This window comes from Streptomyces sp. NPDC049687, assembly GCF_044465285.1.
In the GTDB taxonomy this organism is placed as follows: Bacteria; Actinomycetota; Actinomycetes; order Streptomycetales; family Streptomycetaceae; genus Streptomyces.
In genome coordinates this window covers 15748-41632 of record NZ_JBITLN010000021.1, presented here as the reverse complement: position 1 = coordinate 41632, position 25885 = coordinate 15748, and the positions used below count along the sequence as shown (strand labels likewise).

17 protein-coding genes are annotated in these 25885 nt (G+C 70.0%); 4 read left to right on the top strand and 13 right to left on the bottom strand.

From position 1 onward, the window contains the following. Position 1 precedes the first annotated feature (1 nt). Together ACIBVL_RS39595 and ngcE are read right to left on the bottom strand one after the other, a co-directional pair. Complete coding sequence (locus ACIBVL_RS39595; protein ID WP_399105469.1) at positions 2–928, bottom strand: carbohydrate ABC transporter permease; 927 nt, start codon at positions 926–928, stop codon at positions 2–4. Positions 929–965: 37 nt separating this feature from the next. Then, the gene (gene ngcE / locus ACIBVL_RS39590) at positions 966–2429 is read right to left on the bottom strand and encodes an N-acetylglucosamine/diacetylchitobiose ABC transporter substrate-binding protein (RefSeq protein ID WP_399105467.1); all 1464 of its coding nucleotides are present in this window, start codon (positions 2427–2429) and stop codon (positions 966–968) included. A gap of 353 nt (positions 2430–2782) precedes the next feature. Here ngcE and ACIBVL_RS39585 point away from each other — a divergent pair, with 353 nt between their 5' ends. After that, on the top strand, positions 2783–6556 hold the full coding sequence (locus ACIBVL_RS39585; protein WP_399105465.1) for a GH92 family glycosyl hydrolase: 3774 nt from the start codon (positions 2783–2785) through the stop codon (positions 6554–6556). Beyond that, positions 6553–8517, top strand: a complete 1965-nt coding sequence (locus ACIBVL_RS39580) for an alpha-glucuronidase (RefSeq protein WP_399105463.1) — start codon at positions 6553–6555, stop codon at positions 8515–8517. The genes ACIBVL_RS39585 and ACIBVL_RS39580 overlap by 4 nt, the downstream gene beginning before the upstream one ends. On the opposite strand, the gene ACIBVL_RS39575 is transcribed toward ACIBVL_RS39580, so the two are convergent. Genes ACIBVL_RS39575 through ACIBVL_RS39550 form a run of 6 tightly spaced genes read right to left on the bottom strand, consistent with a single transcriptional unit; the run spans position 8463 to position 16215 of the window. Then, positions 8463–10544 carry a beta-galactosidase gene (locus tag ACIBVL_RS39575; RefSeq protein ID WP_399105461.1) on the bottom strand — a complete coding sequence of 694 codons (2082 nt, stop codon included), beginning with the start codon at positions 10542–10544 and terminating at the stop codon, positions 8463–8465. The two genes, ACIBVL_RS39580 and ACIBVL_RS39575, sit on opposite strands and share 55 nt — an antisense overlap. Next, positions 10541–11221, bottom strand: a complete 681-nt coding sequence (locus ACIBVL_RS39570) for a hypothetical protein (RefSeq protein WP_399105459.1) — start codon at positions 11219–11221, stop codon at positions 10541–10543. Before ACIBVL_RS39570 ends, ACIBVL_RS39575 begins: the two co-directional genes overlap by 4 nt. Further along, a complete protein-coding gene (locus ACIBVL_RS39565) occupies positions 11218–12729 on the bottom strand; it encodes a xylan 1,4-beta-xylosidase (protein WP_399105458.1) in 1512 nt (503 codons plus the stop codon). The genes ACIBVL_RS39570 and ACIBVL_RS39565 overlap by 4 nt, the downstream gene beginning before the upstream one ends. Then, the gene (locus ACIBVL_RS39560; protein ID WP_399105456.1) at positions 12726–14381 is read right to left on the bottom strand and encodes an extracellular solute-binding protein; all 1656 of its coding nucleotides are present in this window, start codon (positions 14379–14381) and stop codon (positions 12726–12728) included. The genes ACIBVL_RS39565 and ACIBVL_RS39560 overlap by 4 nt, the downstream gene beginning before the upstream one ends. A gap of 41 nt (positions 14382–14422) precedes the next feature. Continuing rightward, positions 14423–15304, bottom strand: a complete 882-nt coding sequence (locus ACIBVL_RS39555) for a carbohydrate ABC transporter permease (RefSeq protein WP_399105454.1) — start codon at positions 15302–15304, stop codon at positions 14423–14425. Then, entirely contained in the window at positions 15298–16215 is a 918-nt protein-coding gene (locus ACIBVL_RS39550; RefSeq protein WP_399105452.1) for an ABC transporter permease, read from the bottom strand. Before ACIBVL_RS39550 ends, ACIBVL_RS39555 begins: the two co-directional genes overlap by 7 nt. Before the next feature lie 227 nt (positions 16216–16442). On the opposite strand from ACIBVL_RS39550, the gene ACIBVL_RS39545 reads away from it, so the two are divergent. After that, on the top strand, positions 16443–17447 hold the full coding sequence (locus ACIBVL_RS39545; RefSeq protein WP_399105451.1) for an acetylxylan esterase: 1005 nt from the start codon (positions 16443–16445) through the stop codon (positions 17445–17447). Here ACIBVL_RS39545 and ACIBVL_RS39540 read toward each other — a convergent pair. From ACIBVL_RS39540 to ACIBVL_RS39520, 5 genes are all read right to left on the bottom strand, one after another. Further along, on the bottom strand, positions 17428–20700 hold the full coding sequence (locus ACIBVL_RS39540) for a GH92 family glycosyl hydrolase (protein WP_399105450.1): 3273 nt from the start codon (positions 20698–20700) through the stop codon (positions 17428–17430). The genes ACIBVL_RS39545 and ACIBVL_RS39540 overlap by 20 nt on opposite strands. Positions 20701–20984: 284 nt before the next feature. Further along, entirely contained in the window at positions 20985–22058 is a 1074-nt protein-coding gene (locus ACIBVL_RS39535; protein WP_399105449.1) for a lytic polysaccharide monooxygenase, read from the bottom strand. 231 nt (positions 22059–22289) lie between these two features. Further along, positions 22290–22754 (bottom strand): hypothetical protein, encoded by a 465-nt coding sequence (locus tag ACIBVL_RS39530; RefSeq protein ID WP_399105448.1) that lies wholly within the window; start codon positions 22752–22754, stop codon positions 22290–22292. Between the two features lie 53 nt (positions 22755–22807). After that, positions 22808–23299, bottom strand: coding sequence for a hypothetical protein (locus tag ACIBVL_RS39525; RefSeq protein ID WP_399105446.1), 492 nt, complete (start codon positions 23297–23299; stop codon positions 22808–22810). Positions 23300–23589: 290 nt separating this feature from the next. After that, the gene (locus ACIBVL_RS39520) at positions 23590–24570 is read right to left on the bottom strand and encodes a GlxA family transcriptional regulator (RefSeq protein ID WP_399105444.1); all 981 of its coding nucleotides are present in this window, start codon (positions 24568–24570) and stop codon (positions 23590–23592) included. Positions 24571–24699: 129 nt separating this feature from the next. Here ACIBVL_RS39520 and ACIBVL_RS39515 point away from each other — a divergent pair, with 129 nt between their 5' ends. Continuing rightward, positions 24700–25668: an NADP-dependent oxidoreductase gene (locus ACIBVL_RS39515; protein WP_399105442.1), complete on the top strand. Its 969-nt coding sequence runs from the start codon at positions 24700–24702 to the stop codon at positions 25666–25668. Positions 25669–25885 lie beyond the last annotated feature (217 nt).

Genomic DNA, 25885 nt, shown 5'->3' with positions numbered 1-25885 from the left:
GTCAGTACTCCAGCCGCTCGCGCCGCCCGAGGCGCATCACGACGGCGGCGAAGGCCAGCGTCACGACGAGGAGGGCGACTCCGATGGTGGTGGCGTAGGCGGCCTGACCGTCACGGAACGCCTTCTGGTACACGTACAGGACCATGACGGTGGTCGAGTAGTCGGGGCCGCCGGGGCCGGTCGTCATGATCTGTACGACCGCGAACGACTCGGCGCCGAGGGCGAGGATGCCCAGGTAGACCCAGCCCGACTGCACGGTGTCCCAGAGCAGCGGCAGGGTGACGCGGAAGAACGTGGTGGCCCGGTCCGCGCCGTCGAGGAGGGCGGCCTCGTACAGATCGGCCGGAATGGAGGCCATGCCCGCGGTGAAAAGGACCACGAAGAAACCGACCGTGGACCAGACGAGGACGGCCATCACGCACCACAGGGCGAGATCCGGATCGCCGAGCCAGAGGGGCTGGACATGGTCGAGTCCGATGCCCCGCAGGAACGAATTGATCGCGCCGCTGTCCGGGTTGTACGCGAAGGCGAACAACAGGGCGACGATGGCGATCGACAGCACCTGCGGAAAGAAATACACGATCTTGTAGAAGGAGGAGCCCCGCACGCCGGAAACGGCCGGGCCCCCTTTCCTTCTCCGCCCCCCGACATTGATCATGAAGGCCAGGAACAGCGCCAGACCGAGCGTCACCAGCGGCACCAGGAGCGCGAACAGCAGGCTGTGCCACAACGACTTCCAGAAGATGTCGTCGTCCAGCATCCTGCGGTAATTGTCCAGGCCGACCATCTTGAATTCCGGGCTCAGACCGGTCCAGTCCGTGAACGAGTAGTAGATGGACTGGATGAACGGCCAGACCACGAAGAGTGCGTACAGTCCGAGGGGGAGCGCCAGGAACCCCACGATGAACCGGTACTTGCCGTGCTGCATCCCCACTCCGGTGCCGTCGTGAATACGGTTGCTGGTGCTACGGGTGCTTGTAGTGCTTGATGGACGTGTCCTTCGCCGCCGCGTCGGCGTAGCCCTGGATCTTGTTGATGGCCTCCACCGGGGTGAGCCGCCCGGCCATCAACTCGCCGAGACCGCCGACGCCGATCTGTTCCTTCTGCAACTGGACGTACCAGTCCTGCATGCGCGGGTTCACCACGTTGTCGCCGGCCTTCTCCAGCGCGGCGACGCCCGACTTCAGGCCGGGGGTGAGGGTCAGGCCGTCGGTGCCGCCGTCGTAGGCGGTGAGGGACTTGACCTTGGCGGTGAAGTTCTTGGAGGAGGCCTCGCTGAGCATGATGCGCAGCTGCTCCATGCCGCCCGCGGTGTTCTTCGCCTTGGCGGGGACGATGAAGGGCTCGCCGCCGGAGGCCCAGATGGTACCGAAGGGCATCTTGTCGGAGGAGTCGATGCCGGTGGGCGCGGAGACCGCGAGGTCGAAGTCGGCCGGGATGACCTTGGCCGACTCGTTCTCCACCCAGGAGCCGTTGGGGATGAACAGCGCCTTGCCCTGGGCCCACGCCGTCTGTGACTGGATGTGGTCCAGGCCCGGGGTGCCCCGCAGGATGTACCCCTTCTTGTAGAGCTCGTAGTACGCCTCGAAACAGGCCTTGACCGCCGGGTGCTTCCAGGCGTTCGGCTCCAGGTTGTCGATGGCGTCGAGGACTTCCCGGCCGCCGACCTTGCCGATCATCGGATAGAGCGAGAAGGGGAGGTAATAAGGGTATTTGCCCGCGTACGTCCAGCCGGCGATGCCCTTCTTCTTGGCCTTCTCGCAGACCGCGAGCATCTCGTCCCAGGTCTCCGGATAAGCGGCGTCCAGGGAGTCCAGGGCCTTCTGCGAGTACCAGACGCCGTAGACGGTGTAGGCGTAGTACAGGATCCAGACCGGGTCGCCGTCGAACTGGCCCATCTCCACGATGCCGGGCCGCAGGGTGTCGCGGACCTTCTTGGCGGGGTCGTCGTAGGAGGGGGCGTCGAGCAGCGGGGTGAGGTCGGCGAGCTGCTTCTTGCCGACCAGGACGCCCATGTCCATCTGCTCGGCGCCGGAGTTGTCGATGAGGTCGGGCGGGGTGCCCTGGTTGAAGCGGGGCTGGAGCGTGGACTGGATCTTCTGGGTGGCCGAGAACTTCACCTTCGCTTTCGGGAAGTTCTTCTCGTAGATCTGCACCGCGTCCTCGGCGTACTCCTTGCCGAAACCGCCGTCGAACAGGACGAATTCCATCGGGGCGGTCTCATTGACCGCAAGGGGGTTCTTCGCCGTCTTCTTTCCGGCCTTGGCCTTCTCCTCGCCCCCGCCGCCGCTGCTGGCACAGGCGGCCAGAAAGCTCATCGTGGGGACGGAGATCAGGCCGAGTGCGGCAGACCGTCTGATCAGATCGCGTCGGCCGACGCCCACCGAGGTGCCGTTCACCGCGCCGTCGTTCTCGGAGCTGGATCCCATGCTCAAGTTCTCGCCTTCTCCAGGACTCGGGCGGTGCACCGGATTCTGCCCGGCACCGCGGTCAGGTCAAGCAGGGTCGTGCGGATCGCATGAATCGCCGACAGGTATAGTCCACTTCCCGCCAACGGGGCAAGATCGAATGCACGGTTGACCGTTGGTCTTTTCCGAGTTGAGACCTCCCGGAAATATGAGCCGTCCGCGGTGGTCTTGCCGGAAAATCGCACGACATGTGCCCCGCCTGGCGCAATCAACCTCCTTGACATCGGCCACCACTTGGCCACCTACTGTTGGCTGCGCACTGAGTAGGACAACGTTGTCCGAGGCCCTTGGCCGGGCGGGGAGGATGCTCACGCATGCAGTGGTTCGGACGGTTACGCGCGATCGCGGTCACGGCCGCCCTAGTCCTGACGGTCGGCGCTCCGGGCGTGGCGGTCGCCGAGCCGGCGTCCGTGCGGTTGCCCGCCCGGGCGTTCGCCTCGTCGTTCGAGGCCGGCCAGCCCGCCCCCGACTGGGTCAGCACGCCGGAACGCGCCTCGGGGGTCGACGGCGGCTACGACACCGGCAGACTTGCCGGTGATGTGACCGACCGGGTGTCGGGCCTCCGGGCGAGCGCGGAGAACGACGCCTCCTTCGAGGGGAAGGAGAACCTCGTCGACCGCGACGCCGACAGCAAATGGCTGACCTTCGCCTCCACCGGCTGGGTGGAGTTCGACCTGGCCACCCCGGCCGCGGTCAGCACGTACGCGCTGACCTCGGCCAACGACTTCGCCACCCGCGACCCGGCCGACTGGACCCTGAAGGGGTCGGTGGACGGCACCACCTGGACGACGCTCGACAGCCGCTCCGGGGAATCGTTCTCCGAGCGCTTCCTGACGAAGACGTACACCCTCGCCGCCACGGCCGAGTACCGGCACCTCCGGCTGGACTTCACCAAGAACCACGGGGCCACCATCCTCCAACTGGCCGACGTGCGGTTCGGCACCGGCGGGAGCGGCGAGCCGGTGCCACCGGACATGCTCACCGTCGTCGACCGCGGCCCGACCAGTTCGCCGACCGCGAAGGCGCGGGCCGGGTTCACCGGCCTGCAAGCGCTGCGCTACGCCGGACGGCACCCGGCCGACGGCCGGGCGTACTCGTACAACAAGGTCTTCGACGTGAACGTGCGGGTCGGCGCGCGGACACAGCTGGCGTACCGGATCTTCCCCCAGATGGTGCACGGCGAACTGGGCTACGCGGCGACGAACGTCTCGGTGGACCTGGCCTTCACCGACGGGACGTATCTGAGCGGGCTGGGCGCGGTGGACCAGTACGGCTTCCCGCTGTCGCCGCGCGGGCAGGGCGCGGCGAAGGTGCTGTACGTCAACCAGTGGAACGACGTGGTGTCGGGGATCGGGGCGGTGGCGGCCGGGAAGACGGTCGACCGGATCCTGGTGGCGTACGACTCCCCCGGCGGCCCGGAGCAGTTCCGGGGCTGGGTGGACGACATCGCGCTGCGCACGGCCGCCGCGGAGCCGAAAAAGGCACACCTGTCGGACTACGCGCTGACCACCCGCGGGACCAACTCCAGCGGGAGTTTCTCGCGGGGCAACAACTTCCCGGCGACGGCCGTGCCGCACGGGTTCAACTTCTGGACCCCGGTGACGAACGCGGGCTCGCTGAGCTGGCTGTACGACTACTCCCGCGGGAACAACGCGGACAATCTGCCCACGATCCAGGCGTTCAGCGCGAGCCATGAGCCGAGTCCCTGGATGGGCGACCGGCAGACGTTCCAGGTGATGCCGTCGGCGGCGGGGGGCACCCCGGACACCGGACGGACGGCACGGGCACTGGCCTTCCGTCACTCGAACGAGACCGCGCGGCCGTACTACTACGGGGTGCGTTTCGAGAACGGGCTCAGGGCGGAGATGGCGCCGACCGACCACGCGGCCGCCCTCCGCTTCACCTATCCGGGCTCGGACGCGAGCGTCCTCTTCGACAACGTCACCGACCAGGCGGGGCTGACGCTCGACAAGGACTCCGGGGTCGTCACCGGCTACTCGGACGTGAAGTCCGGGCTGTCGGCGGGTGCGACCAGGCTCTTCGTGTACGGCGAGTTCGACGCGCCGGTGACGGACGGGGCGTCGAGCGGGGAGAAGGGCTACCTGCGCTTCGACGCGGGCGCCGACCGGACGGTCACCCTGCGTCTGGCGACCTCGCTGATCAGCGTCGACCAGGCGAAGGACAACCTGCGCCAGGAGATCCCGCGGGACACGGACTTCGACACCGTGAAGCTGCGGGCTCAGCGGCAGTGGGACGAACTCCTCGGCACGGTCGAGGTGGAGGGCGCGACGGCGGACCAGCTGACGACGCTGTACTCCAGCCTCTACCGGCTGTACCTGTACCCCAACTCGGGCTTCGAGAAGGTCGGTTCGGCCTACCGGTACGCCTCCCCCTTCTCTCCCATGGAGAGCCCCGACACCCCGACGCACACCGGCGCGAAGATCGTGGACGGCAAGGTGTACGTCAACAACGGTTTCTGGGACACCTACCGGACGAGCTGGCCCGCCTACGCGCTGCTGACACCCACTCAGGCGGGCGAGCTGACGGACGGTTTCGTGCAGCAGTACAAGGACGGCGGCTGGACCTCGCGCTGGTCCTCGCCCGGGTACGCCGACCTGATGACCGGCACCTCGTCGGACGTCGCCTTCGCCGACGCCTACGTCAAGGGAGTCGGCTTCGACGCGAAGGCGGCCTACGAGGCGGCCCTGAAGAACGCGACGGTGGTGCCCCCGGCCTCGGGCGTGGGCCGCAAGGGCATGGCGACCTCCCCCTTCCTCGGCTACACCAGCACGACCACCCACGAGGGTCTGTCCTGGGCGCTGGAGGGCTACCTCAACGACTACGGCATCGCCCGCATGGGCCAGGCTCTGTACAAGAAGACGGGCGAGAAGCGGTACGCGGAGGAATCCGCCTACTTCCTCAACCGGGCCCAGGGGTACGTGAACCTCTTCGACTCCGACGCCGGCTTCTTCCAGGGCCGTGACGACGACGGCGCCTGGCGCGTCGAGTCGTCGAAGTACGACCCGCGCGTATGGGGCTACGACTACACCGAGACCAACGGCTGGGGCTACGCCTTCACCGCCCCGCAGGACAGCCGGGGCCTGGCCAACCTGTACGGCGGCCGGGCCGGTCTGGCGCAGAAGCTCGACACCTACTTCGCGACCCCCGAGACCGCCTCCCCCGCATTCGTGGGCTCCTACGGCGGGGTCATCCACGAGATGACGGAGGCGCGGGACGTCCGGATGGGCATGTACGGGCACTCCAACCAGGTCGCCCACCACGCGATCTACATGTACGACGCGGCCGGGCAGCCCTGGAAGACGCAGGCGAAGGTCCGCGAGGCGCTGTCGCGTCTGTACACCGGCAGCTCCATCGGGCAGGGCTACCACGGTGACGAGGACAACGGCGAGCAGTCGGCCTGGTACCTGTTCTCCGCGCTCGGCTTCTACCCGCTGGTGATGGGCAGCGGCGAGTACGCCGTCGGCTCTCCGCTGTTCCGCAAGGCGACGGTGCACCTGGAGAACGGTGAGGACCTGGTGATCAAGGCCCCGAAGAACAGCGCGCGGAATGTCCATGTGCAGGGCCTGAAGGTCAACGGCCGGGCCTGGACGTCGACTTCGCTCCCCCACTCGCTCCTCGCCAAGGGCGGGGTCCTGGAGTTCGACATGGGGTCGCGGCCGTCGGCGTGGGGAAGCGGGAAGAACGCGGCCCCCGTGTCGATCACGCGGGACGACAAGGTGCCGACGCCCAGGAAGGACGTACTGACGCCCGGCGGTGCCCTCTTCGACAACACGTCGCAGACGGACGCGACGGTGTCGGACACGGTCGGCCTGCCGGTCGGCGGCGCCACGAAGGCCGTGCAGTACACCCTTACCTCCTCCGACCATGCGCAGGCTCCCACGAGCTGGCGGCTGGAGGGCTCGTCCGACGGGACGACGTGGAAGACGCTGGACCGCCGCTCCGGGCAGACCTTCGCCTGGGACCTGCAGACGCGGGCGTTCAGCGTGGCGGCGCCGGGTACCTACCGGAAGTACCGCCTGGTCTTCGACGGCCAGGCCGAGGTGTCGGAAGTGGAGTTGCTGTCGTGAACCGAGCGGACCCGCCCGGGACCGACCCCGCCTGGCTGCCCCCCGAGGCCTTCCGGCCGCTGGGGGCCCGGCGCACCCGGATCCGGGGGGCGGGTCCGCTCGTCGAGACCGTGCGCGATGAAGTGGCCGACGCCTGCGCGCGGTTCGGCGGGGAGGTCGTACGGGACGGCTCGTACGACCTCCTGCTCGAGGTGACCGACGGCGGACTCGGCGAGGAGGGGTTCGCGTACGCGCGGGACGGCGGTACGACGACGGTCTCCGCCTCCGGCGGACGCGGGCTGCTGTACGGCCTGTTCCACGTGGTCCGCCTCGGGGAGGCGGCTTTCACCGGGACCCGCGCGCGGGAGGTCCACCGGCCGGCGAAGGTCCTGCGGATGCTCGATCACTGGGACAACGTGGCCGTGCATCCGGTCATGGGCCAGGTCGAGCGCGGGTACGCCGGAGGCTCGCTGTTCTGGCGGGACGGGCGGGCACGGGGCGAGTTCGGGCGGGTCCGGGCGTACGGCAGACTGCTCGCGGCCTGCGGGATCAACGCCGTCTCCGTCAACAACGTCAACGTGCACGGGGCCGAGGCGCGGCTGCTCACCGACCGGATCGGTGAAGTGGCCGCGATCGCGGAGGCGTTGCGGCCGTACGGCATCCGGACGCATCTGTCGGTGACCTTCGCCGCGCCGGTCCTGCTCGGGGGGCCGGCCACCGCCGATCCGCTGGACGAGGCCGTGCGCGGCTGGTGGGCACGGGCCGTCGACGCGGTGTACGAGACGATCCCGGACTTCGGCGGCTTCGTGGTGAAGGCCGACTCGGAGGGACAACCAGGGCCGTTCACGTACGGGCGCGGTCACGCGGACGGCGCGAACATGCTGGCGGCCGCGCTCGCCCCGTACGGCGGCACGGTCCACTGGCGCGCCTTCGTCTACGACCACCGGCAGGACTGGCGGGACCGGTCGACGGACCGGGCGCGGGCCGCGTACGAGCATTTCGCCCCGCTGGACGGGGAGTTCGCCGACAACGCGGTGCTCCAGGTCAAGCACGGGCCGATGGACTTCCAGGTGCGGGAGCCGGTCTCACCGTTGCTCGGGGCGCTGCCGCGCACCCGGGTAGCGGTGGAGGTGCAGGCCACGCAGGAGTACACCGGGCAGCAGCGGCACGTGTGCTGGCTGGGTCCCATGTGGAGCGAGGTGCTGGGCTTCCGGCCCGAGGGCGAAGCCGGCCCGAGCGTCGGCGAGGCGGCCCGTGATCTGGTCGCCGTCTCCAACGTGGGCGACGACCCGTTCTGGACCGGCCACCCCTTGGCCCAGGCGAACCTCTACACCTTCGGACGACTGGCCTGGCAGCCGGACGCCGACCCGCACCGCGTCCTGGACGAGTGGATCGGCCTCACCTTCCCGTCCGCCCCCGAGCGGCTGGTCACCGGGTTGCGGGCGGTGCTGGCCGGCTCCTGGCGGACGTACGAGAAGTACACCGCCCCGCTCGGCGTGGGGTTCATGGTGCAGCCCGGCCACCACTACGGGCCGAGCGTGGACGGCTACGAGTACAGCCCGTGGGGGACGTACCACTTCGCCGACCGCGACGGCATCGGCGTCGACCGCAGCGCGGCGACGGGGACGGGGTACGCGGCGCAGTACGCCAAGCCGTGGGCCGAGGTGTACGAGTCCGCCGAAACCTGCCCGGACGAGCTGCTGCTGTTCTTCCACCACGTGCCCTACGGTCATGTGCTCCGCAGCGGGAAGACCGTGATCCAGCACATCTACGACACCCACTTCGAGGGTGTCGAGGAGGTGGAGGAGGCCCGCCGGGTGTGGGCGGGCCTCGCGGACCTGATGGAGCCGGCACGGCACGCGCGTGTCGCGGAGCGGTACGAGGAGCAGCTACGCGGCGCCCGGGAGTGGCGGGACCAGATCAACAGCTACTTCCTGCGCAAGTCGGGGGTACCGGATGCGTACGGCCGGCTCATCTGCTGAAGACGCAGGACGACGACTCCGAGCGGCTCCAGGGTCAGGGGCTCGCCCCGGTCGAACCGCTTGCCGGTGAGGAGGTCGGTGGCCGGGGCGTGGGCGGTCAGGTGGGCCGGCTCGGGAACGTGGTTGAGCAGGAAGAGCAGGTGGGTGCCGTCCGGGGCGGCGCGGGTCGCGGTCTCCACCCCGAAGTGGTCGGCGTAGGGACCGATCAGGTCGTGGCGGGCGAGGACGCGGCGGACGACGTGGGCGACGCCCGGCTGGTCGAGGGCGGTGGCCACGTACCAGGCCTCCCCCGCGCCGTAGGAGTGGCGGGTCACGGCCGGGGTGCCCGCGTAGAAGTCGGCGCCGTAGGCCGCGACCGGTTCGGCGCCCCGGAGCCGGACGAGCTCGAAGACGAGGCGGGCCTCGTAGGTCGAGTCCTCCAGTTCCACGGGCTGTACGACGTCCTCGGGGCGGGCGTCCCATTCGTCGACGCGGATGCCGAGCAGGGGGCCCAGGGGGCCGGGGACGTCGGTGAGGAAGGCGCGGTCGTGGGCGTCGGAGCGCGCGGTGAGGAAGGTCGCGAGGACGCTGCCGCCGCGCCGTGCCACCGTCTCCAGGCGCTCGGCCAGATCTCCCTTGAGAAGGTGGAGGACGGGAGCGAGGACCACGTCGTACGGCGTGAGGTCGGCGGTGACCGGTACGACGTCCACGTCGGCGCCCGCCTCACGGGCGGCCCGGTAGTAGGCGTGGACGACGTCCAGGTACCGGACCAGGCGGGAGGGGCCGTCGGAGATCTCCAGGGCCCACCAGCTGTCCCAGTCGAAGAGGAGGGCGGTGCGGGCAGGGGTGCGGGCGCCCAGCGAGGCACCGCCGAGGTCCCGCAACTCCCTGCCCAGTTCGGCTGCTTCACGGAAGACGCGGGTGTCGTCGCGGCCCGCGTGGCCGATCACGGCGCCGTGGTACTTCTCGCAGGCGCCGCGTGAGGCGCGCATCTGGAAGTAGAGGGCCGCGTCCGCGCCGTGCGCGATCGCCTGGAAGGTGGCCAGGCGCAGCTCGCCCGGCCTGCGCAGCGGGTTGACGTCGCGGCAGGCGGTGGTGGACGGGGTCTGCTCCATGAGCCAGAAGGGGGCGCCGTCCTTGAGGCCGCGCATGAGGTCGTGCGCGAGGGCCGGACGGGTGGGCGGGGCGTCGAGGGGCGGGTAGTTGTCCCAGGAGGCGAAGTCGAGGTGGGGCGCCCAGCGGTGGTAGTCCAGCGGGCGGTACGCGCCCATGAGGTTCGTCGTGACGGGAGTGTCCGGGTCGTGGGCGCGCAGGGCCTCCTTCTCGGCGGTGAAGCAGCCGAGCAGGGCGTCGGTCATGAAGCGCCGGTAGTCGAGGGTGATGCCCTGGAAGGCGGTGTGGTCGGGGCCGCGCCAGTGCTCGGTGAGGGCGCTGGGCGGTTCGATCTGGTCCCAGTCGGTGTAGCGGTGCGACCAGAAGGTGGTCCACCAGGCGTCGTTGAGGGCGTCCAGGGTGCCGTGCCCGTCGCGCAGCCAGTCACGGAAGGCACCGGCGCACAGATCGCAGTAACAGGCGCCGCCGTACTCGTTGTTGACATGCCAGGCGAGCAGCGCGGGGTGGTGGGCATAGCGTTCGGCGAGGCGGCCCGCCATCGCGGTGGACAGCCGGCGGTAGGCGGGTGAGCTGGGGCAGAAGTTGTGGCGCTGGCCGTAACGGTGCCGGCGGCCCTCGAAGTCGGTGCGGTTGACCTCGGGGTACTTCGTGGCGAGCCAGGGCGGGAGGGCGGCGGTGCCGGTGGCCAGGCAGACCTGCCGGCCCTCGGCCGCGGCGCGGTCGAGAACACGGTCGAGGACCGTGAAGTCGTGTGCTTCCTCAGCGGGTTGGGTGAGGGACCAGGAGAAGACGCCGACGGTGAGGGTGTCGATGCCCGCCTGGGTGAAGAGGCGGTGGTCCTCGTCCCAGACCTCCTCCGGCCACTGCTCGGGGTTGTAGTCGCCGCCGTACGGGATCTTCGGGCCGCGCTCGGCGTGGGGGCTGTGCGGGCTCATGAGGTGAAGTCCTCCTGGGCCTCGGCGATCACCGGGCGGCCGGCGTGCAGCAGGGAGAGCAGCAGCGGGGCGGCGAGCAGGGCGGGCAGGGCCTCGGTCAGCAGGACGGTCAGGCCGGTGGCGAGGACGAGCAGGGAGGCGGCGGCCAGGGAGGCGCGGCCGTGCCGGAGCAGGAAGTACGCGGCGAGGCGGGCGGTGTCGCGGGCGCGGAACGTGAACAGCGAGGTGAGGAGGAGGGCGTGGGCGCCCCACAGCAGCGAGGTCACGCCGATGAGCCCGAGCAGCACCGCCCACCAGCGGGGCAGGCCCGTGGCGGTGAAGTGGGTGAGGGTGAAGGCGATGACCGTCAGCCAGGCCAGCAGGGGCGCCCAGAGCTTCAGGGCGGGTACGGCGTTGAGGCGCCAGCCGCGCCCGTAGACGCGGGCCGGGTGCAGCTCGGTGAGGTCGCGGCTGCGGTGGCGCAGGGCGTACAGCGCGGCGGAGGCGGCCGGGCCGAGGGGCAGCAGGCAGAGGGCGGCGAGGGGCAGGTTGGCGGGGTCGGGTCCCAGGAACAGCAGGCCGACGAGGCCGGGCGAGGCGGCGGCGAGGAACAGGGCCTCCACGGTGAGCAGGGTGTGGACGAGGGCGGCGGCACGGGAGAGGACACCGGTGCCGAAGTCGGTCGCCGCGCTGCTCATGAGGGCTCCCTGCCCAGCAGTCGGTCCTCGTCCCACCAGGGCGGGGTCTCGTCGGCGATCGGGGTCAGTTCGACGAGGGTGATCTCGTGGCGGGCCAGGGTGAGGTCGAGGTCGGCGCGACCCTGGTGCACGGGGAGGCGGCGGTGGGTGCGGGCGGGTTCGGCGGCCTCGTGCAGGACGTCCAGCTGCCCGCGCCGCGGTGAGCGCGGGCTGCCCATGTGCCGCCAGGCCGTGTAGGCGTTTCCGTGCTCCTCGTCGACGGTGGAGCGGCGGACGAAGGCCTCGGCGGCGGCGCCGATCGGGAGGGAGAAGCGCACCGGGTGCCGGTCGGGGCCGGGGGTCTCGCCGGTCGGATCGACGGGTGCCCAGGCCAGGACGGTGATCCGGCCGTCGGGGTGGCGGGTGACGAGGTGGTCGTCGCCGCGGGCGAGCAGCTCGGGGCCCATCCGGGCCATGAACGCGTACAGGTGGTACGTCGGTTTGCGGACCTGCCGGTGGGTGAGCAGCCCGAAGCCGCCGTGGAAGAGGGCGGTGGGGACCCCGGACTCCTCGAACATGTCGCTGAACGTCCAGTAGGAGAACGAGTCGACGAGGTCGCCGCCCCACGCCAGCACGGGTGCCAGGTAGGCGGCGTGGAAGGCGGTGTCGTGGACGGGGTTGTCGGGGCGGTAGGAGGAGTTGAACTCCGTGATGTGGACGGGCAGTCCGTCCAGCCGGGTGCCCTTGAGGCGGTCGCGGGGTGTGGCGAACTGCTCGAGGAGGTCACTCGCCGGGGCCAGGGTCTGGTGCGCGCCGAACGGCACGTGCTGGGCGGGGCCGGAGGTGTAGGCGTGCTTCGACACGAAGTCGACGGGCACGTCGCGGCGTTCGGCGAACTCCGCGAACCGGTCCAGCCAGTCGTCGGACATCGGGGAGAGCGCCGGACCGCCGACCTGGAGTGCCGCGTCCACGTCCTTCACGGCGTGCGCGGTCACCTCGTAGAGCCGGTGGTACGCCTGCTCGTCGGCGCCCTGCCAGAAGTCGGCCAGGTTGGGCTCGTTCCACACCTCGATCGGCCAGGTGCGGACCTCCTCGAGGCCGTGGCGGTCGACGAGGTGGCGCAGGGTCGCCCGGACCAGGTCCGCCCATTCCTGGTGCGAGCGGGGTGGGGTGACATTGCCGCGCCACCAGAAGACCGTCTGGTCGCCGGACGCCAACTCGGCGGGCATGAAGCCAAGTTCGAGAAACGGACGGATGCCGAGTTCCCGGTAGGCGTCGACGACCTGGTCGAGGTAGGTGAAGGCGTGGTGGATGTGGCGGGAGCCCTGGTGGTCGTACGGGCGGTACACGCCCATGCCGTCGTCGAGCAGGCCGTGGCCCCGGATGTACCGGAAACCGATGTCGCGCTGGAGGAGGGCGAGGGAGTCCTGGTAGTCACGGCGCAGGGCGAGTTCGATCCGGCCCGTGCCCACGCAGTGTCGCCAGGCGTCGGAAAGCCGGCCGGCCGGCTCGGCGGGTACGCGGATCACCCGTTCTCCTTCTGGAAGCGTTGGCGGGCCTTGTTGTGCAGGTCGACGAGCCGGTCCATGTTCTTGGCCCTCAACTCGGCGACGTAGGCGTCCCATTCGGACAGTGGACGCTTGCCGAGGCAGAACTTGAGGGTGTTCTGGATGACGTGGTCGCGCAGCGGGGTGTCCCAGAGCGTGGCCTGTTCCTGTTCCACGGACTGCAGCGGATGCGCCGGGTCGACGGGCAGTTCCCGGCGCTGGGCCATGGCGTCCTCGAACTTCTTCTCGTCCGGGGAGAAGGACGAGGAGACGAGGGCCCAGCTGCCGCCGTAGGTGAAGACGCCGTTGAAGAAGCCGTAGTCCTTCTGGAGGTCCTTGGGGGCGTCCGGATCGGAGCCCATCAGGCTGATGCCGGGCTCCAGCTTGTACTGGCCCCCGGCGTAGGTGTAAGTGGTGCCCTGGACACCCCACTTGGCGAACCTCTGGCCCTCGTCCGAGTACCAGAGCCAGTCCACGAACTGCATCATCGCGACGAAGGTGTCGCTCTTGAGCGCCTTGCTGGAGATCATGACCCCGTTCTCCAGCCGTGCCCCGCCCAGCACCACCGGACCGGCCGGGCCGAGCGGCACCGGCACCATCTCGATCTTCGAGCCCTTGACCTGTTTCTCCAGGTTGTAGCGGTAGCTCTGGACCAGCTCCTGGGGGTTGGCGCTGATCGCGAAGGACTTCTCGCCGAGCAGTTTCTGCAGCGCCTCGTCGTCGGTCTGGGTGAAGCTCTCGGGGTCCACCAGTTTCTCGGCGACCAGCTTTCTCAGGTACTCGACCATCGCGCGGTAGCCGTCCATGGCACCCGTGAAGACGAACTCCCCCGCCTTGGAGTCATAGCTGATGTTGTCGTACGTCCAGCCCGCCTTGACGCCGTAGGCCTGGCCGAGATAGCGGAACAACGCACCGGCCGGATAGGGCGTGTTGGTGCTCCACCGGTCGGAGAAGGGATAGCGGTCGGGGTACTCGGCCCGGATCGCCGCGAAGACGTCGTACACCTCGTCCCAGGTGCGGGGCGGGCTCAGGCCGAGCTTGTCGAGGACGTCCGTGCGCAGCGACAGCGAGTAGCCGGACTTGACCTTCTCGTGCAGGCCGGGAAGGAGGTAGTAATTGCCGTCGGACTGGCGGATGGAGTCGAGCTCGGGTTCCAGCCTCCACCGCTTGACCTTGTCCTGGAAGTGGGGCATGAGGTGCACGTACTCGCTGACCGGCAGGATCGCGCCGGACGACACGAAGGCGACCTCGGAGGGGTGGTACGTCTTGGGGATCAGGAACGGGGCGTCGCCCGCGCCGATGAGGACGCTGCGCTTCTTCTCGTAGTCGCTCAGGGGGACCGCGACCGGCTTCAGGGTGACACCGGTGCGCCTGGTCAGCTCCTTCCAGAACAGCCAGCCGTCCTTCAGCGGATAGTTCGGGTTGTTGTTGTGCAGGACCGAGAACGACAGCGGCCTGGACGCCTTGAACTGCCGGCCGGCGCGGTACTCCTTCATCGCGCCGTTCTGCTTCTTGGAGAGGTCCTTGGAGTCCCCGCCGTCGTCCCCGCCGCCGCAGCCGGTGAGGGTGGCGAGGCCGACGGATCCCGCCGCGGCGAGGATCCGACGTCGTGACAGCTGACCTGCGTTCTTCACGGAGGCTCCCTTGTTCCGTAAGACGTAAGGGGTTTCGGCTCTCAGCCCTTGACCGCGCCGAGCATCACGCCGGAGACGAAGTAGCGCTGGACGAACGGGTACACGCAGAGGATGGGCAGTGCGGTGAGCACGATCGTGACCGCCTGGATGTTCGCCCCGACCTGGCTGAGCTGCTCGGTGCCCGCGCCCGCGTTGGCACCCGTGGTGGCGCCCGCGATGAGGTTGCGCAGATAGACGGTGGCCGGCATGAGCTCGGTCCGGTCCATGTAGAGGTACGCCGAGAACCAGGAGTTCCAGAAGGACACCGAGTAGAAGAGCACCATCGTCGCGACGACCGCCTTGGACAGCGGCAGCACGATCCGCAGCAGGATGCCGTAGGTGCTCAGGCCGTCGATCTCGGCGGCCTCCTCCAGCTCGGTCGGCAGGCTCTCGAAGAAGGCCTTCATCACCAGCAGGTTGAAGACACTGATCGCGTTCGGGAGGGCGATCGCCCAGACGCTGTTCTTCAGGCCGAGGCTGGTGACCAGCACGTAGTGGGGGATCAGGCCGCCGGAGAAGAACATGGTGAACACGGCGAGCCCGATGAGGAGTCCGCGGCCCCTGAGGCGCCTCTTCGACAGGACGTAGGCGTAACAGGTCGTCAGGACCATGGCCACGACGGTGGACACGACCGTGTAGAGGACCGTGTTGCCGTAGTTGCGCCAGAACATCGAGTCGTGGAAGACGATGTCGTAGGTGGTGAGGTTGAACCCCCTGGGCCACAGGGTGACGTCGCCGGCGCGGATCTGCCGCTCACCGCTGAAGGACCGGGCGACGATGTTGACGAAGGGGTACAGGGTGACGACCACGACCAGCGTCAGGATCACCCCGTTGACCTTCTGGAAGACGCGGTGCCCCCGCGTGGGCCGGTCGACGCTCACCACACGCTCGTCCCCACCGTGCGGCGCGACAGCTGGTTCGCGGAGGTGATCAGCACCAGCCCGACGACCGCCTCGAACAGGCCGATCGCGGCGGCGTAACTGAAGCTGTTGGACTCGACCCCGGCCCGGTAGAGGTAGGTGGAGACCACGTCGGCCGTCGGATAGGTCAGCGGGTTGTAGAGCAGCAGAATCTTCTCGAAACCGACGGCCATGAACGTGCCGGTGTTGAGGATCAGCAGCGTGATCATCGTGGGACGGATGCCGGGCAAGGTGACGTGCCAGATCTGCCGCCAGCGGCTCGCGCCGTCGATGCGGGCGGCCTCGTAGAGGTCCTCGTCGATCGTGGTGAGCGCGGCGAGGTACAGGATCGTGCCCCAGCCCGCGGTCTGCCAGATCTCCGAGCCCACGTAGATCGTGCGGAACCACCCCGGTTCCTGGATGAACCGGATCGGGTCGTGGCCGAACCAGCCGAGCGCCTGGTTGACGGGGCCGTCCGTGGCGAGCATCTGCAGGGTGACGCCCGCGACGATCACGATCGACAGGAAGTGCGGCAGATATGACACCGACTGCACGAACCGTTTCAGCGAACGCCTGCGGACCTCGTTGAGCAGCAGCGCCAGCACGATCGGGATCGGGAAGCAGAAGACGAGCGTGAGCGCGCCCAGCCACAGGGTGTTGCGGAACACCTGCCAGAAGGTGGGGTCGGACAGGAACATCCGCACATAACGCAGCCCCACCCACTGCTCGCCGAGGATCGAACCGCCCGGCTCGAAACGGCGGAACGCGATGACGTTGCCGATCATCGGCAGATAACGGAAGACCAGGAAGAACAGCAGCGGCAGCACGGCCAGCGAGTACAACTGCCAGTCGCGGCGCAGGGATCCGCGCCGGGCCGACGGGGTGGAGGTGCTCATGCTCGGTCCTCCCGTGACGGAGAAGTGGAACCGAAACTTTCGAGCTCTTACCGGTAACTTCGCGGCAACTTAAGGGCTCACAGAAAGCGCTGTCAATGGGTGCCGCAGCGAAGAGTTGAGACGAATGCGCCGCGTTGGAATCGGATGACGACGGGGTAGACCCCGGAAGTCGGCATCGCCGTCTCCGCAAGTTTCCTTCTTCCGACCGATTCCTGCGAGGTGCCCCCGTGCCCGCCTTCGACCTGCCCCTGACCGAGTTGGAGCGCTACCGTCCGGCTCCCGAAGAGCCCGCGGACTTCGACGTGTTCTGGCAGGACACCCTCGAGGAGGCCGCCCAGCGGGACCCGGTGGCGTCCGTGCGCCCGGTGGAGACCGGCCTACGGCTGACAAAGACCTGGGACGTGACCTTCCGCGGCTACGCCGGGGACCCGGTCCGGGCCTGGTTCAGCAGACCGGCGGGAGTGTCCGAACCACTGCCCGCCGTCGTCGAGTACGCGGGCTACGGCCGCGGCCGCGGCCTTCCGCACGAGCGGCTGACCTGGGTGAACGCCGGATACGCGCATCTGCTGATGGACAACAGGGGGCAGGGCGACCAGTACGGCTGCGGCGGCGACACGCCCGACCCGCACGCCGGCGCGCCCGGCGGCCCCGGGCCGGCCGTACGAGGTCTTACGAGTCCGCAGGACCACCACTACCGCCGGCTCGTCACGGACGCGGTCCGGGCGGTGGCCGCCGTGCGTGCCCTCCCCGGTGTGGACGCCGCGCGCACCGTCGCCGTCGGCAACAGCCAGGGCGGAGCACTCGCCCTGGCCGTCGCGGGACTCGTCCCCGATCTGGCGGCGGTCCTGGTCACCGCCCCGCTGCTGTGCGGAATCCGCCGCGCCCTGGACCTCACGGACGCGGGCCCGTACGGCGAGATCACGGCCTACCTGGCCGTCCACCGGGGCGCCGAGACGGCCGCGTACCGCGCCCTCTCCTATCTGGAGGGCGTCTCCTTCGCCCGGCGGGCCCGGGCCCCGGCCCACTTCGGCGTCGGCCTGCGCGACACCGTGTGCCCGCCGAGCGGGGCGTACGCCGCCTTCAACCACTATGGCGAATCGGCCGGCGTGGACCCCCGCAAGGAGATCCACGCCTACCCGTTCAACGGGCACGAGGGCGGCGACGCGGTGCATGTGCGCCGCCAACTCGCTTGGCTTTCCGAGGTGTTGGGGGTCAGTCGGTCGCGAGGGTGAACACGTGCAGATCGGCGTTGTCGGGCAGCTCCACACTCGCGATCGCCTTGCCGTCGGGCGCCGCGAACGGCTTGGTGGCGAACACGTAGGTCGCCACCGGGTCCTTGTCCGCGCCTGCCACGTTCCGGTACGCGCTCCGGGCGACGACCTCATTGCCGTACTGGACGGTCCCGCCGCCTCCGCCGACGGTCCAGTCGGTGAAGGCCAGGTCGATCGTGCCGGTGGTGCCGTCGGTGTAGGTGACGGTGGCCGGGGACCGCTGGTTTCCGTTGACCGCGCTGCCGATGAAGGACAGCGATCCTGCCGGCTGCGGAAGCCGGATGGTCTGGCCGGTGGCAGCGGCGTTGTCGGGACGGGCGCTCGGCGAGTCGGGCCAGGTGAAGGTCAGCCCGTCCACCGTCCCCTGTCCGCCCGGGGTGAGACCGGCGGCCGCGAGGGCCTGGCGGGAGTAGCTCCAGCCACCGCCGTCGTAGTCGGCCTCGTCGTGGTCACCCGCGTCGTCCGAGACGCCGGTGTTGTCGTAGGCGGCGAGCAGCGTGCCCGGGGCGGCCACGGTCAGGGCGACGGGCTGGGTGTAGGAGGTCTCGCCCGAGGTCACCGTGACCTTCACGTCGTAGAAGCCCTGCCGCGTGCCCTCGGGGGAGCCGAGGGTGATCTCCCGTGTGCCGTCGACGACCGTGCCCTCGGCGGGAGTTGCCGTGATCCCGTCGGGCGTCTCCACCCGGAAGCGCACCTCGGGCCCGGCGCCGCCGCTCAGCGACAGGGCCCGGATGCCGACCTTCGCGCTCTCGCCCGGTGCGAGAGTCGCCGTGGTCGGGCCGACGCCGAGCTGGTACGGCTGTTCGCCCGCGCGGAAGGAGGGCGGGGCGTCGGACGGGGCGCTCCCCCAGCTCCTGTCCGGCGTGCCGGAGAGCGTGTAGTCGAGCCTGCCGCCGTCCCGCACGAGGGAGGCCGGGAGCCAAGGGCGTTCGCTGCTAAGGCCGTTGACCTTCAGGGAGCGGATGTACGGCGCGTCGGCACCGGCGCCCCGCGCGCGGACGGAGATGTCGTTTCCGTGCGGACGGTCGATCTCGATGCGGGGGAAGAGCGGTGACGCGAGGGCGAGTTCGGCGCGGGAGGGCACCTGTGGGTACATGCCGAGCGCGGAGAAGACGTACCACGCCGACATCGCGCCGAGGTCGTCGTTGCCGGGGATGCCGCCGGGCTGCGTCGACCAGAGCTGCTTCATCGCCGCGCGGACGGTCTCCTGTGTCCGGTACGGGGCGCCCGCGTAGTCGTACAGGTAAGGGACGTTGATCGACGGCTCGTTGTCCAGCTCGGACTTGTCGCCGCCGCTGCCGGTGAAGGCCCAGTCGCCGTCGGCGTCGTGGAAGAACGCGTCGAGGCGGGCGAGCGCCTTGTCCCTGCCGCCCATCGCGGCGAACAGGCCCGCGGGATTGTGCTGCACCATCCAGGTGTACTGGGCGGCCGTCCCCTCGACGAACCCGTTGCCGGTGGCCGGGGTGAAGCCGGTGACCCAGCTGCCGTCGGCCTTGCGGTTGGCGATGTATCCGCCGGTGGGGTCGGCGGCGATGTTGAAGTTGTTCTGCCACCACTGGGCCCGGCGCGCGAAGTCGGCGGCCGTCCGCTTGTCCCCCGCCGCGGTGGCGAGTTGGGAGAGCGCGAAGTCGGCGCCGGACATCTCCAGCGTCTCGGCGGCTCCGCCCCAGGCGTTGGAGACCGACGGCATGTAGTGCAGCTTCAGGTACTTGTCGAGGGACGGGCGTTGCCCGACGGACAGCACGGGCTTGCCCGCCGCCGACAGATCGTCCTCCGTCGGCACGGTCGCCGCCTCGACCAGCGAGTCCAGGGCGCCGCGCAGGTCGAAGTCGGTGCCGCCGAAGGCGCGGATGCCGGCCAGCGCCGCCGGTGCGGGGTCGCCGTTCATGACGTGGGTGCCGCTCGCGCCGTGCAGCCAGCGGTCCCATCTGCCGCCGTTCTGCCGGGCGAGCTCGTACAGCGACTGTGCGATGTCCGAGCCGGTGCGCGGGTTGAGCAGGGTCAGCAGCTGCACCTGGTCCCGGTAGACGTCCCAGCCGGAGAACGTGCCGTACTGGGCCTGGTGGCCGCGGCTCACGGAGTGCACCCTGCCGTCGGCGCCGCGGTATCTGCGGTCGGCGTCGCTGATCACGTTCGGGTGCAGGAGCGCGTGGTACAGCGCGGTGTAGAAGGTGGTGCGCTCGTCGTCCGTCCCGCCGCCGACCCGGATCGCGTCCAGCCGGTCCCGCCAGGCGCGGCGGGCCGCGTCCTTGACCGCGTCGAAGGAGCGGTGCGACGGGTTCTCCGCGGCCAGGTTCGCGGCGGCGCCGGCCCGGCTGACGTACGAGATGCCGACCTTGACGTTCACGGGGCCGGACCCCGGCTCGAACTCGACGTAGCCGCCGGCGCCCTTGCCGGCGACAGGCCGGCCGCCGCTGGAGAAGCCCCCGGTGCCACCGCTCGCCGAGGTCGATCCGGGGCTCAGGGTGCCGTCCTGCCAGGTGCCGGTGGACTTGAAGGCGCGGTCGAAGCGGGCGGTGAAGTAGAGGGTGTAGTAGGCGCGTCGGCCCTCGGGGTCCAGGTAGCCGCAGAAGTTGCCGGAGGTGACCGAGCCGGAGACCGTGCGGGTCGCGGGGTCGATGGTGACCGAGGAATCGGTCGAGCCCACCTCGGAGTTGGCGGTGCGGATCAGCAGGGAGGCGGGCTTGCCGTCCGGGTAGGTGAAGCGGGCCGAGCCGGTGCGGACCGTCGCGGTGAGGTCGGCGGTGACCCCGGAGGCGAGGCCGACCTTGTAGTGGCCGGGCTCGGCGGTCTCGTCGGCATGGCTGAAGTCGGAGGCGTAGACGGCGTCCTTCGTGTCGCTCGCGGGCGACGAGGTGACCTCGCCGGGGTACGGGAAGAACGGGATGTCACCGCTGCCGCCCGCGCAGCCGGTACCGGACATGTGGGTGAGGCTGAAGCCGCGGATGCGGGTCGCGTCGTACTGGTACCCGCCGGGGGCGGCGGTGCGGGTGGCGTCACCTCTGGTGTTCTCCGGGCTGAAGGAGAACATGCCGAACGGGGTCACGGCGCCGGGGAAGACGTTGCCGCCGTTCCTGGTGCCGATGAGCGGGTCGACGTGGGCGGTGGGGTCGTCGACGAGACCGGGCGGGGCGGCGGACGCCGCCAGGGCGGGGGTGGCTCCGGTGACCGCGAGGACGGCCGCCAGCAGCAGGGACGTAGGACGGAAACGCATGACGCGGCCCCTCCTCCTTCGGACGGGTCGCGCACCACGGGTCGCACAAGCCGCAGGGACAGTAGCGTGCTCCACCGGTACCACGGAAGAGCGCGGGCCTGTTTCACGGCGCGCTTGACATCGTTGTCCACCCAGGCGGTAGAGTCATGTACAGACCAATTTTCGATCACGTTGTCGCGCAGCGAGCGTCGCCCCAAGCCACGCACCACGCACCACCCGAGGTCCGGCGGGCGGACCCGGTGGAAAACGCCGTCCACCGGGTCCGCTCGTTGCGGAAATCGCGGTCAACCCACCCTGCAGGGAAGGCTTGTGGTGCTGTCGCCGCCCGAGCCGGAGACGACGTATCCGAACGTCGCGCTCTGGCCCGGACTCAGCGAGCCGTTCCAGTCGGCGTTGTGGACCATCACCGCCTGGCCGTTGTAGGTCGCGTTGCCGCTCCACAGGCTGACGATCGACTGACCGCTCGGCAGCGTCCAGTCGACCATCCAGCCGAGCATCGCGACGTCACCGGAGTTGGTGACGGTCACCTCGGACTGGTAGCCGCCGCTCCAGCTGTTGGTCGTCCTGCGGGTGGCGGTGCAGGTGCCCGGGACGGGGTCGCCGGGGTTGCCCGGTTCGTGGATTCCGGTCACCTCGCCGTTTCCGCCGTCGAAGACGACGTCGGAGCAGGAGTAGAAGGTCTCCGCGCTGTCCGAGCGCTGCCAGACCATGTAGATGATGTGGCGCCCGGACTTGTTGGCCGGAAGCTGCCCGGTCCAGGAGTAGTTGGCCTCGACCGTGCCCGGACTGCCGTTGAGCGGCGGGTGGTCGACGCTCAGGAACGGCTGGGCCTCCATGTCGTCCCAGGTGAGGGTCTGGGTGGGGTCGAAGCCGTCCTTGGTGACATAGACGTAGAACCAGCCCGGGTGCGCGGCCCAGGCGTTGTAGGAGAAGTCGACGGTCGCGCCGGAGGTGAGGTGGGTCAACGGCCAGTCGGCGCGTGGGGCGTTGAAGCCGGTGAAGTTGGTGTTGCCGCCGCTGCACAGCTCGCCGTCCGGGACGAAGCCGCGGGTGCGGCCGGCGCCGTCGGAGCGCAGGACCGAGAACCAGTTGTAGAAGGGCGTGGTCCCGCTGACCTGTTGGGCGTTCTTGCAGGCCGGGTTGACCGGCTTGATCTCACCGGTGTCGGTCAGACCGTCCTGCCAGCACAGGAAGGTACGGCTGCCGGGTTTCATGGGCGTGCCGTGGGCCTCGGCCTTGCCGCCGGTCGTGACGATCAGACCGAGGGCGGGGACGGTGGCCACCAGGGCCAGGAGGACGAGGAGGAGGGCTCGGGAGCGTAACCCCGCCCCCCTATTTGTCGTGATCATGACAGACATGGAGAGTCCGTCCTTCCGTGTACGGACCGTGCGGGTGGGGTGGGGAGGTGCGGGTGCGGGAGGCAGGAGCGCTTCCAGGTCCGGGTTCCGGCGGGTTCCGGTCCGCCGGTCCCCCTATGGGAGCGCTCCCACCTCACCTGTGGCGGAAGATAGCGCCCAACGGTCCACTTGTAAACGGTCTCCCATGGCCCTGTTCCTGACCGACCGTCGCATGCTCACCTTCCGGTTCCTTCAGTGTCGGTCGACGCTCAGGTCCCTGCGCATGCCGTTCCGGAGCGCGGCGAGGGCCTCGTCGTAACCGAGGCGTCCCTCCAGGTAGACCTGCTCGGTGGCCAGGACGCCCGCCATGACGTGGTCGCGGAGGTCGCGCAGGCGGCGGAAGGCGTTCTCCGAGGCCGCCACCACGTCGGCGGGCGCCGTGATGGTCACCTGGTAACGCAGGCCGATGCACGGTCCGAACGCCTCACGGGCCGTCGTCCGGCGCGTCGGGAGCTCCATGTCCGGATCCCGGGCCACGTTTCCGCAGGTGTGGCGGGCCTCCGAGAGGCAGGCCAGGTATTCGCCGTACAGGCTGCGCCGGATCTGCAGATCACGGTCCAGGCGCTCCTGGTGCCGGCGCCGGCGGTCCAGGAGCAGGGCGGAGCCCGTCGCGATCGCGGCGCCGAGCACCGTGCTGACCAGGGCTGTCCACTCCATGATTCGACGGTAGTCCAACTCTCTTGTCCTCGAGGAAGGTTGGCCCGGCCGGTTCAGCTCGCCCGGGCGGCGCCGGTCGGCCACACCACATCCACGGGGATGCCGGCCGCGCGTGCTTCGAGGACGGTGTCGGCGGTGCCGCCGCCCCTGCCGCCGGGGGGTTCGCCGTTCCATACGGCGACCAGTCGGTCGGCGCGTTCGACGAGTACGGCGTTGGCGGCCTCGTAGGCCCGGATGCCGGCGGTCTCGTACGGGAGGACGAGGACTTCCTGAGCGGTTTCGACGAGGTGGTCGAAGAGGGGCGTCTGGTCGGGATCGACCTGGCTCCGACGGTAGTCCTGGGAGGGGATGACGACGGTGATGCGTCCACCGGCGGCGAGGACCGCTTCAGCGAAGAGGCGGTCGGCGCCCCGGGCGAGACAGGAGACGCCGACGAGGTCGCCGGTGCCGGTGTGCCGCCGGAGCAGGTCGTCGAGGGCGGCACGGACCAGGGGAACGGTGCTCTCGGTCAGGTCCATGTGTCCGGTCACCGCGATGGTCGTCACGGTCGCCTCCTTCGGTCGGGCGGGCCGGCGGATGGTGTCGCCGCCCCGGTCTGGCCCTCCGGTCCCCCGTCATCTTCTTCGCGGTCCTGCAAGAGGGCCGCCGGCCTCCGGGCCCGCATGACCGGTCCCCCTGTGGAACGGATGACCGGGGAGGGCACCGGGCCGGGCGGTGCCGCGGGAGACGCTGATCGGAGGTCCGAATCCTCGGCGGGTAAATGCTCTTTCAGGTCCTCACCGAGCGTGAGGAAAGGAACAGCATAGCGATCGCCTCCAACGATGAGTGCTCGCCGCTACTGCGCCGAACCGTCGGCGGAAGTGGGGCGGAAGGTCCGGCGGTATGCCTGGGGTGTGACCCCGATGGCGGCATGAAGATGCCGGCGCAGGGAGACACCGGTGCCGAATCCGGCGCGGTCGGCGACCAGGTCGACGGGCCAGTCGGTGGTCTCCAGCAGGTGCCGGGCCAGGTCGACGCGCTGGCGGATGAGCCATCGGCCGGGACTGGTGCCGACCTCGTTGCGGAAGCGGCGGGTGAAGGTACGCGGGCTGACGTTGGCGTGGGCGGCCATGTCAGCCAGGGTGACGGGTTCAGAGAGGCGTTCCATGATCCACGCCTGTGTGGGTGCGGTGCCGGAGGCAGTGGGGCCGGGGACGGGGCGCCGGATGTACTGGGCCTGGCCGCCGTCGCGCCAGGGAGGTACGACGCAGGAGCGGGCGACCTCGTTGGCGATGTCGCTGCCGTGGTCGCGGCGGACGATGTGCAGGCACAGGTCGATGCCGGCGGCCACCCCGGCGGAGGTGAGGACATCGCCGTCGTCGATGAAGAGGACGTCGGGGTCGATGCGCGCGGTGGTGAACATGCGCTGCAGGCGGTCGGCTTCACGCCAGTGTGTGGTGGCGGGGCGGCCGTCGAGCAGTCCCGCGGCGGCCAGCACATAGGTGCCGGTGCAGATCGCCACGATCCGGGTTCCGGGGCGGATGGCGGCCAGGGCCTCGCGCAGGGGGTCGGGCAGCCGGCCCTCCTCACGAATGGGGCCCAGCGCGTGGGAGGGCGGGATGACGACGGTGTCGACGGTGGCCAGCAGGGAGGCGTCGTAAGAGACGGTGAGCTGGTAGTCGGCCTCGGCGCGGACGGGCCGGCCGTCCAAGCTGCACGTGGTCACGGAGTAGAGCCGGTTGCCCGTGCCGTCGCGGGCGGCGCCGAAGATCCGCGCGGGGATACCGAGCTCGAAGGGCACCACGCCATCCAGGGCCAGAACGCCAACGTGATGCATGACCCGATCCTTTCACTCCTTGGCCATCGGGCCACTACTGGGTGGCTGTCCGTCCGGGCAGTCTTGGCGGGTGCCGTAGAGAATCGGCACAAACCGCCAGAAACCCTCTGCTGAAAAGAGCACGTCATCATGGACCAGGCCACCACCCCCGCGACCATGCGCGCCATCTCCCAGGACGCCGCCGGAGCTCCGGACGTCCTCAAGGTCGTCGAGACGCAGCGTCCGGTGCCGGGCCGGGGCGAGATCCTGGTCCGGGTGCACGCGGCGGGCGTGAACCCGGCCGACTGGAAGACCCGTGAGCGGGGGGTGTTCGCCAATGGCGCCAGGCCGCCGTTCACGCTCGGCTGGGACGTCGCCGGAGTGGTCGAGGCGGTCGGCGACGGGGTGACACTCTTCCAGGTCGGCGACGAGGTGTTCGGGATGCCGCGCTTCCCGCACCCGGCGGGCGCCTATGCCGAATATGTCGCTGCCCCGGCCCGGCACTTCGCCCCGCGTCCCAAGGGCCTGAACCACATCCAGGCCGGTGGCCTGGCGCTGGCCTCGTTGACCGCCTGGCAGGCCTTGGTGGACACCGCGAACGTCCAGCCCGGACAGCGCGTCCTGATCCACGCGGCCGCCGGAGGCGTCGGCCACCTCGCCGTGCAGATTGCCAAGGCCCGCGGCGCGTACGTCATCGGCACCGCCACCGCCGCCAAGCACGAGCTGCTGCGCTCACTGGGCGCCGACGAGCTGATCGACTACCGCACCCAGGACTTCGCCGAGACCCTCCGCGACGTCGATGTCGTCCTGGACGCCCTCGGCGGCGCCAACGGGGCCCGGTCCCTGCAAACGCTGCGGCCGGGCGGCTCGCTGGTCTCGATCCTGCCGCTGGACGACGCCTTTCCCGCCCAGGAGGCCGAAGCGGCCGGAGTACGGGCGGTGTTCATGCTCGTCGAGCCCGATCATGCGGGGTTGCGCGAGATCACTTCCCTGGTCGAGGACGGCCGCCTGCGCGTGATCGCCGACGAGGTCTTCCCCCTCGAAGAGGCCGCCCGGGCCCACACGCTGGGTGAGACCGGCCGTACCATCGGCAAGATCGTCCTCTCCGTCACCTTCTGACCCACCCCACTGCTTCTGCCCTGCGTCAGCCATGCCGCCGGCTCCCTGGCCTGCGTCAGGCAGGCTCCAGCACCACGCACCACGCACCACGCACCTGACCGTCAACGAGCCCCCACCAGGGTCCGGGACTCGCTCTGATCTGGCATGCCTGGCTTCGGTGAGCGGCCGCCGGAAGTGATGCGGCACGCGCGCGACGGCCGGACCAGGCCTGCGCACG

What these genes read in the sequence shown, in the direction of transcription:
- ACIBVL_RS39535 (WP_399105449.1), bottom strand. Translation starts at nt 22,058, where the DNA reads ATGTCTGTCATGATCACGACAAATAGGGGGGCGGGGTTACGCTCCCGA.
- ACIBVL_RS39515 (WP_399105442.1), top strand. Translation starts at nt 24,700, where the DNA reads ATGGACCAGGCCACCACCCCCGCGACCATGCGCGCCATCTCCCAGGAC.
- ngcE (WP_399105467.1), bottom strand. Translation starts at nt 2,429, where the DNA reads ATGGGATCCAGCTCCGAGAACGACGGCGCGGTGAACGGCACCTCGGTG.
- ACIBVL_RS39595 (WP_399105469.1), bottom strand. Translation starts at nt 928, where the DNA reads ATGCAGCACGGCAAGTACCGGTTCATCGTGGGGTTCCTGGCGCTCCCC.
- ACIBVL_RS39540 (WP_399105450.1), bottom strand. Translation starts at nt 20,700, where the DNA reads ATGCGTTTCCGTCCTACGTCCCTGCTGCTGGCGGCCGTCCTCGCGGTC.
- ACIBVL_RS39570 (WP_399105459.1), bottom strand. Translation starts at nt 11,221, where the DNA reads ATGAGCAGCGCGGCGACCGACTTCGGCACCGGTGTCCTCTCCCGTGCC.
- ACIBVL_RS39520 (WP_399105444.1), bottom strand. Translation starts at nt 24,570, where the DNA reads ATGCATCACGTTGGCGTTCTGGCCCTGGATGGCGTGGTGCCCTTCGAG.
- ACIBVL_RS39585 (WP_399105465.1), top strand. Translation starts at nt 2,783, where the DNA reads ATGCAGTGGTTCGGACGGTTACGCGCGATCGCGGTCACGGCCGCCCTA.
- ACIBVL_RS39575 (WP_399105461.1), bottom strand. Translation starts at nt 10,544, where the DNA reads ATGAGCCCGCACAGCCCCCACGCCGAGCGCGGCCCGAAGATCCCGTAC.
- ACIBVL_RS39530 (WP_399105448.1), bottom strand. Translation starts at nt 22,754, where the DNA reads ATGGAGTGGACAGCCCTGGTCAGCACGGTGCTCGGCGCCGCGATCGCG.
- ACIBVL_RS39550 (WP_399105452.1), bottom strand. Translation starts at nt 16,215, where the DNA reads ATGAGCACCTCCACCCCGTCGGCCCGGCGCGGATCCCTGCGCCGCGAC.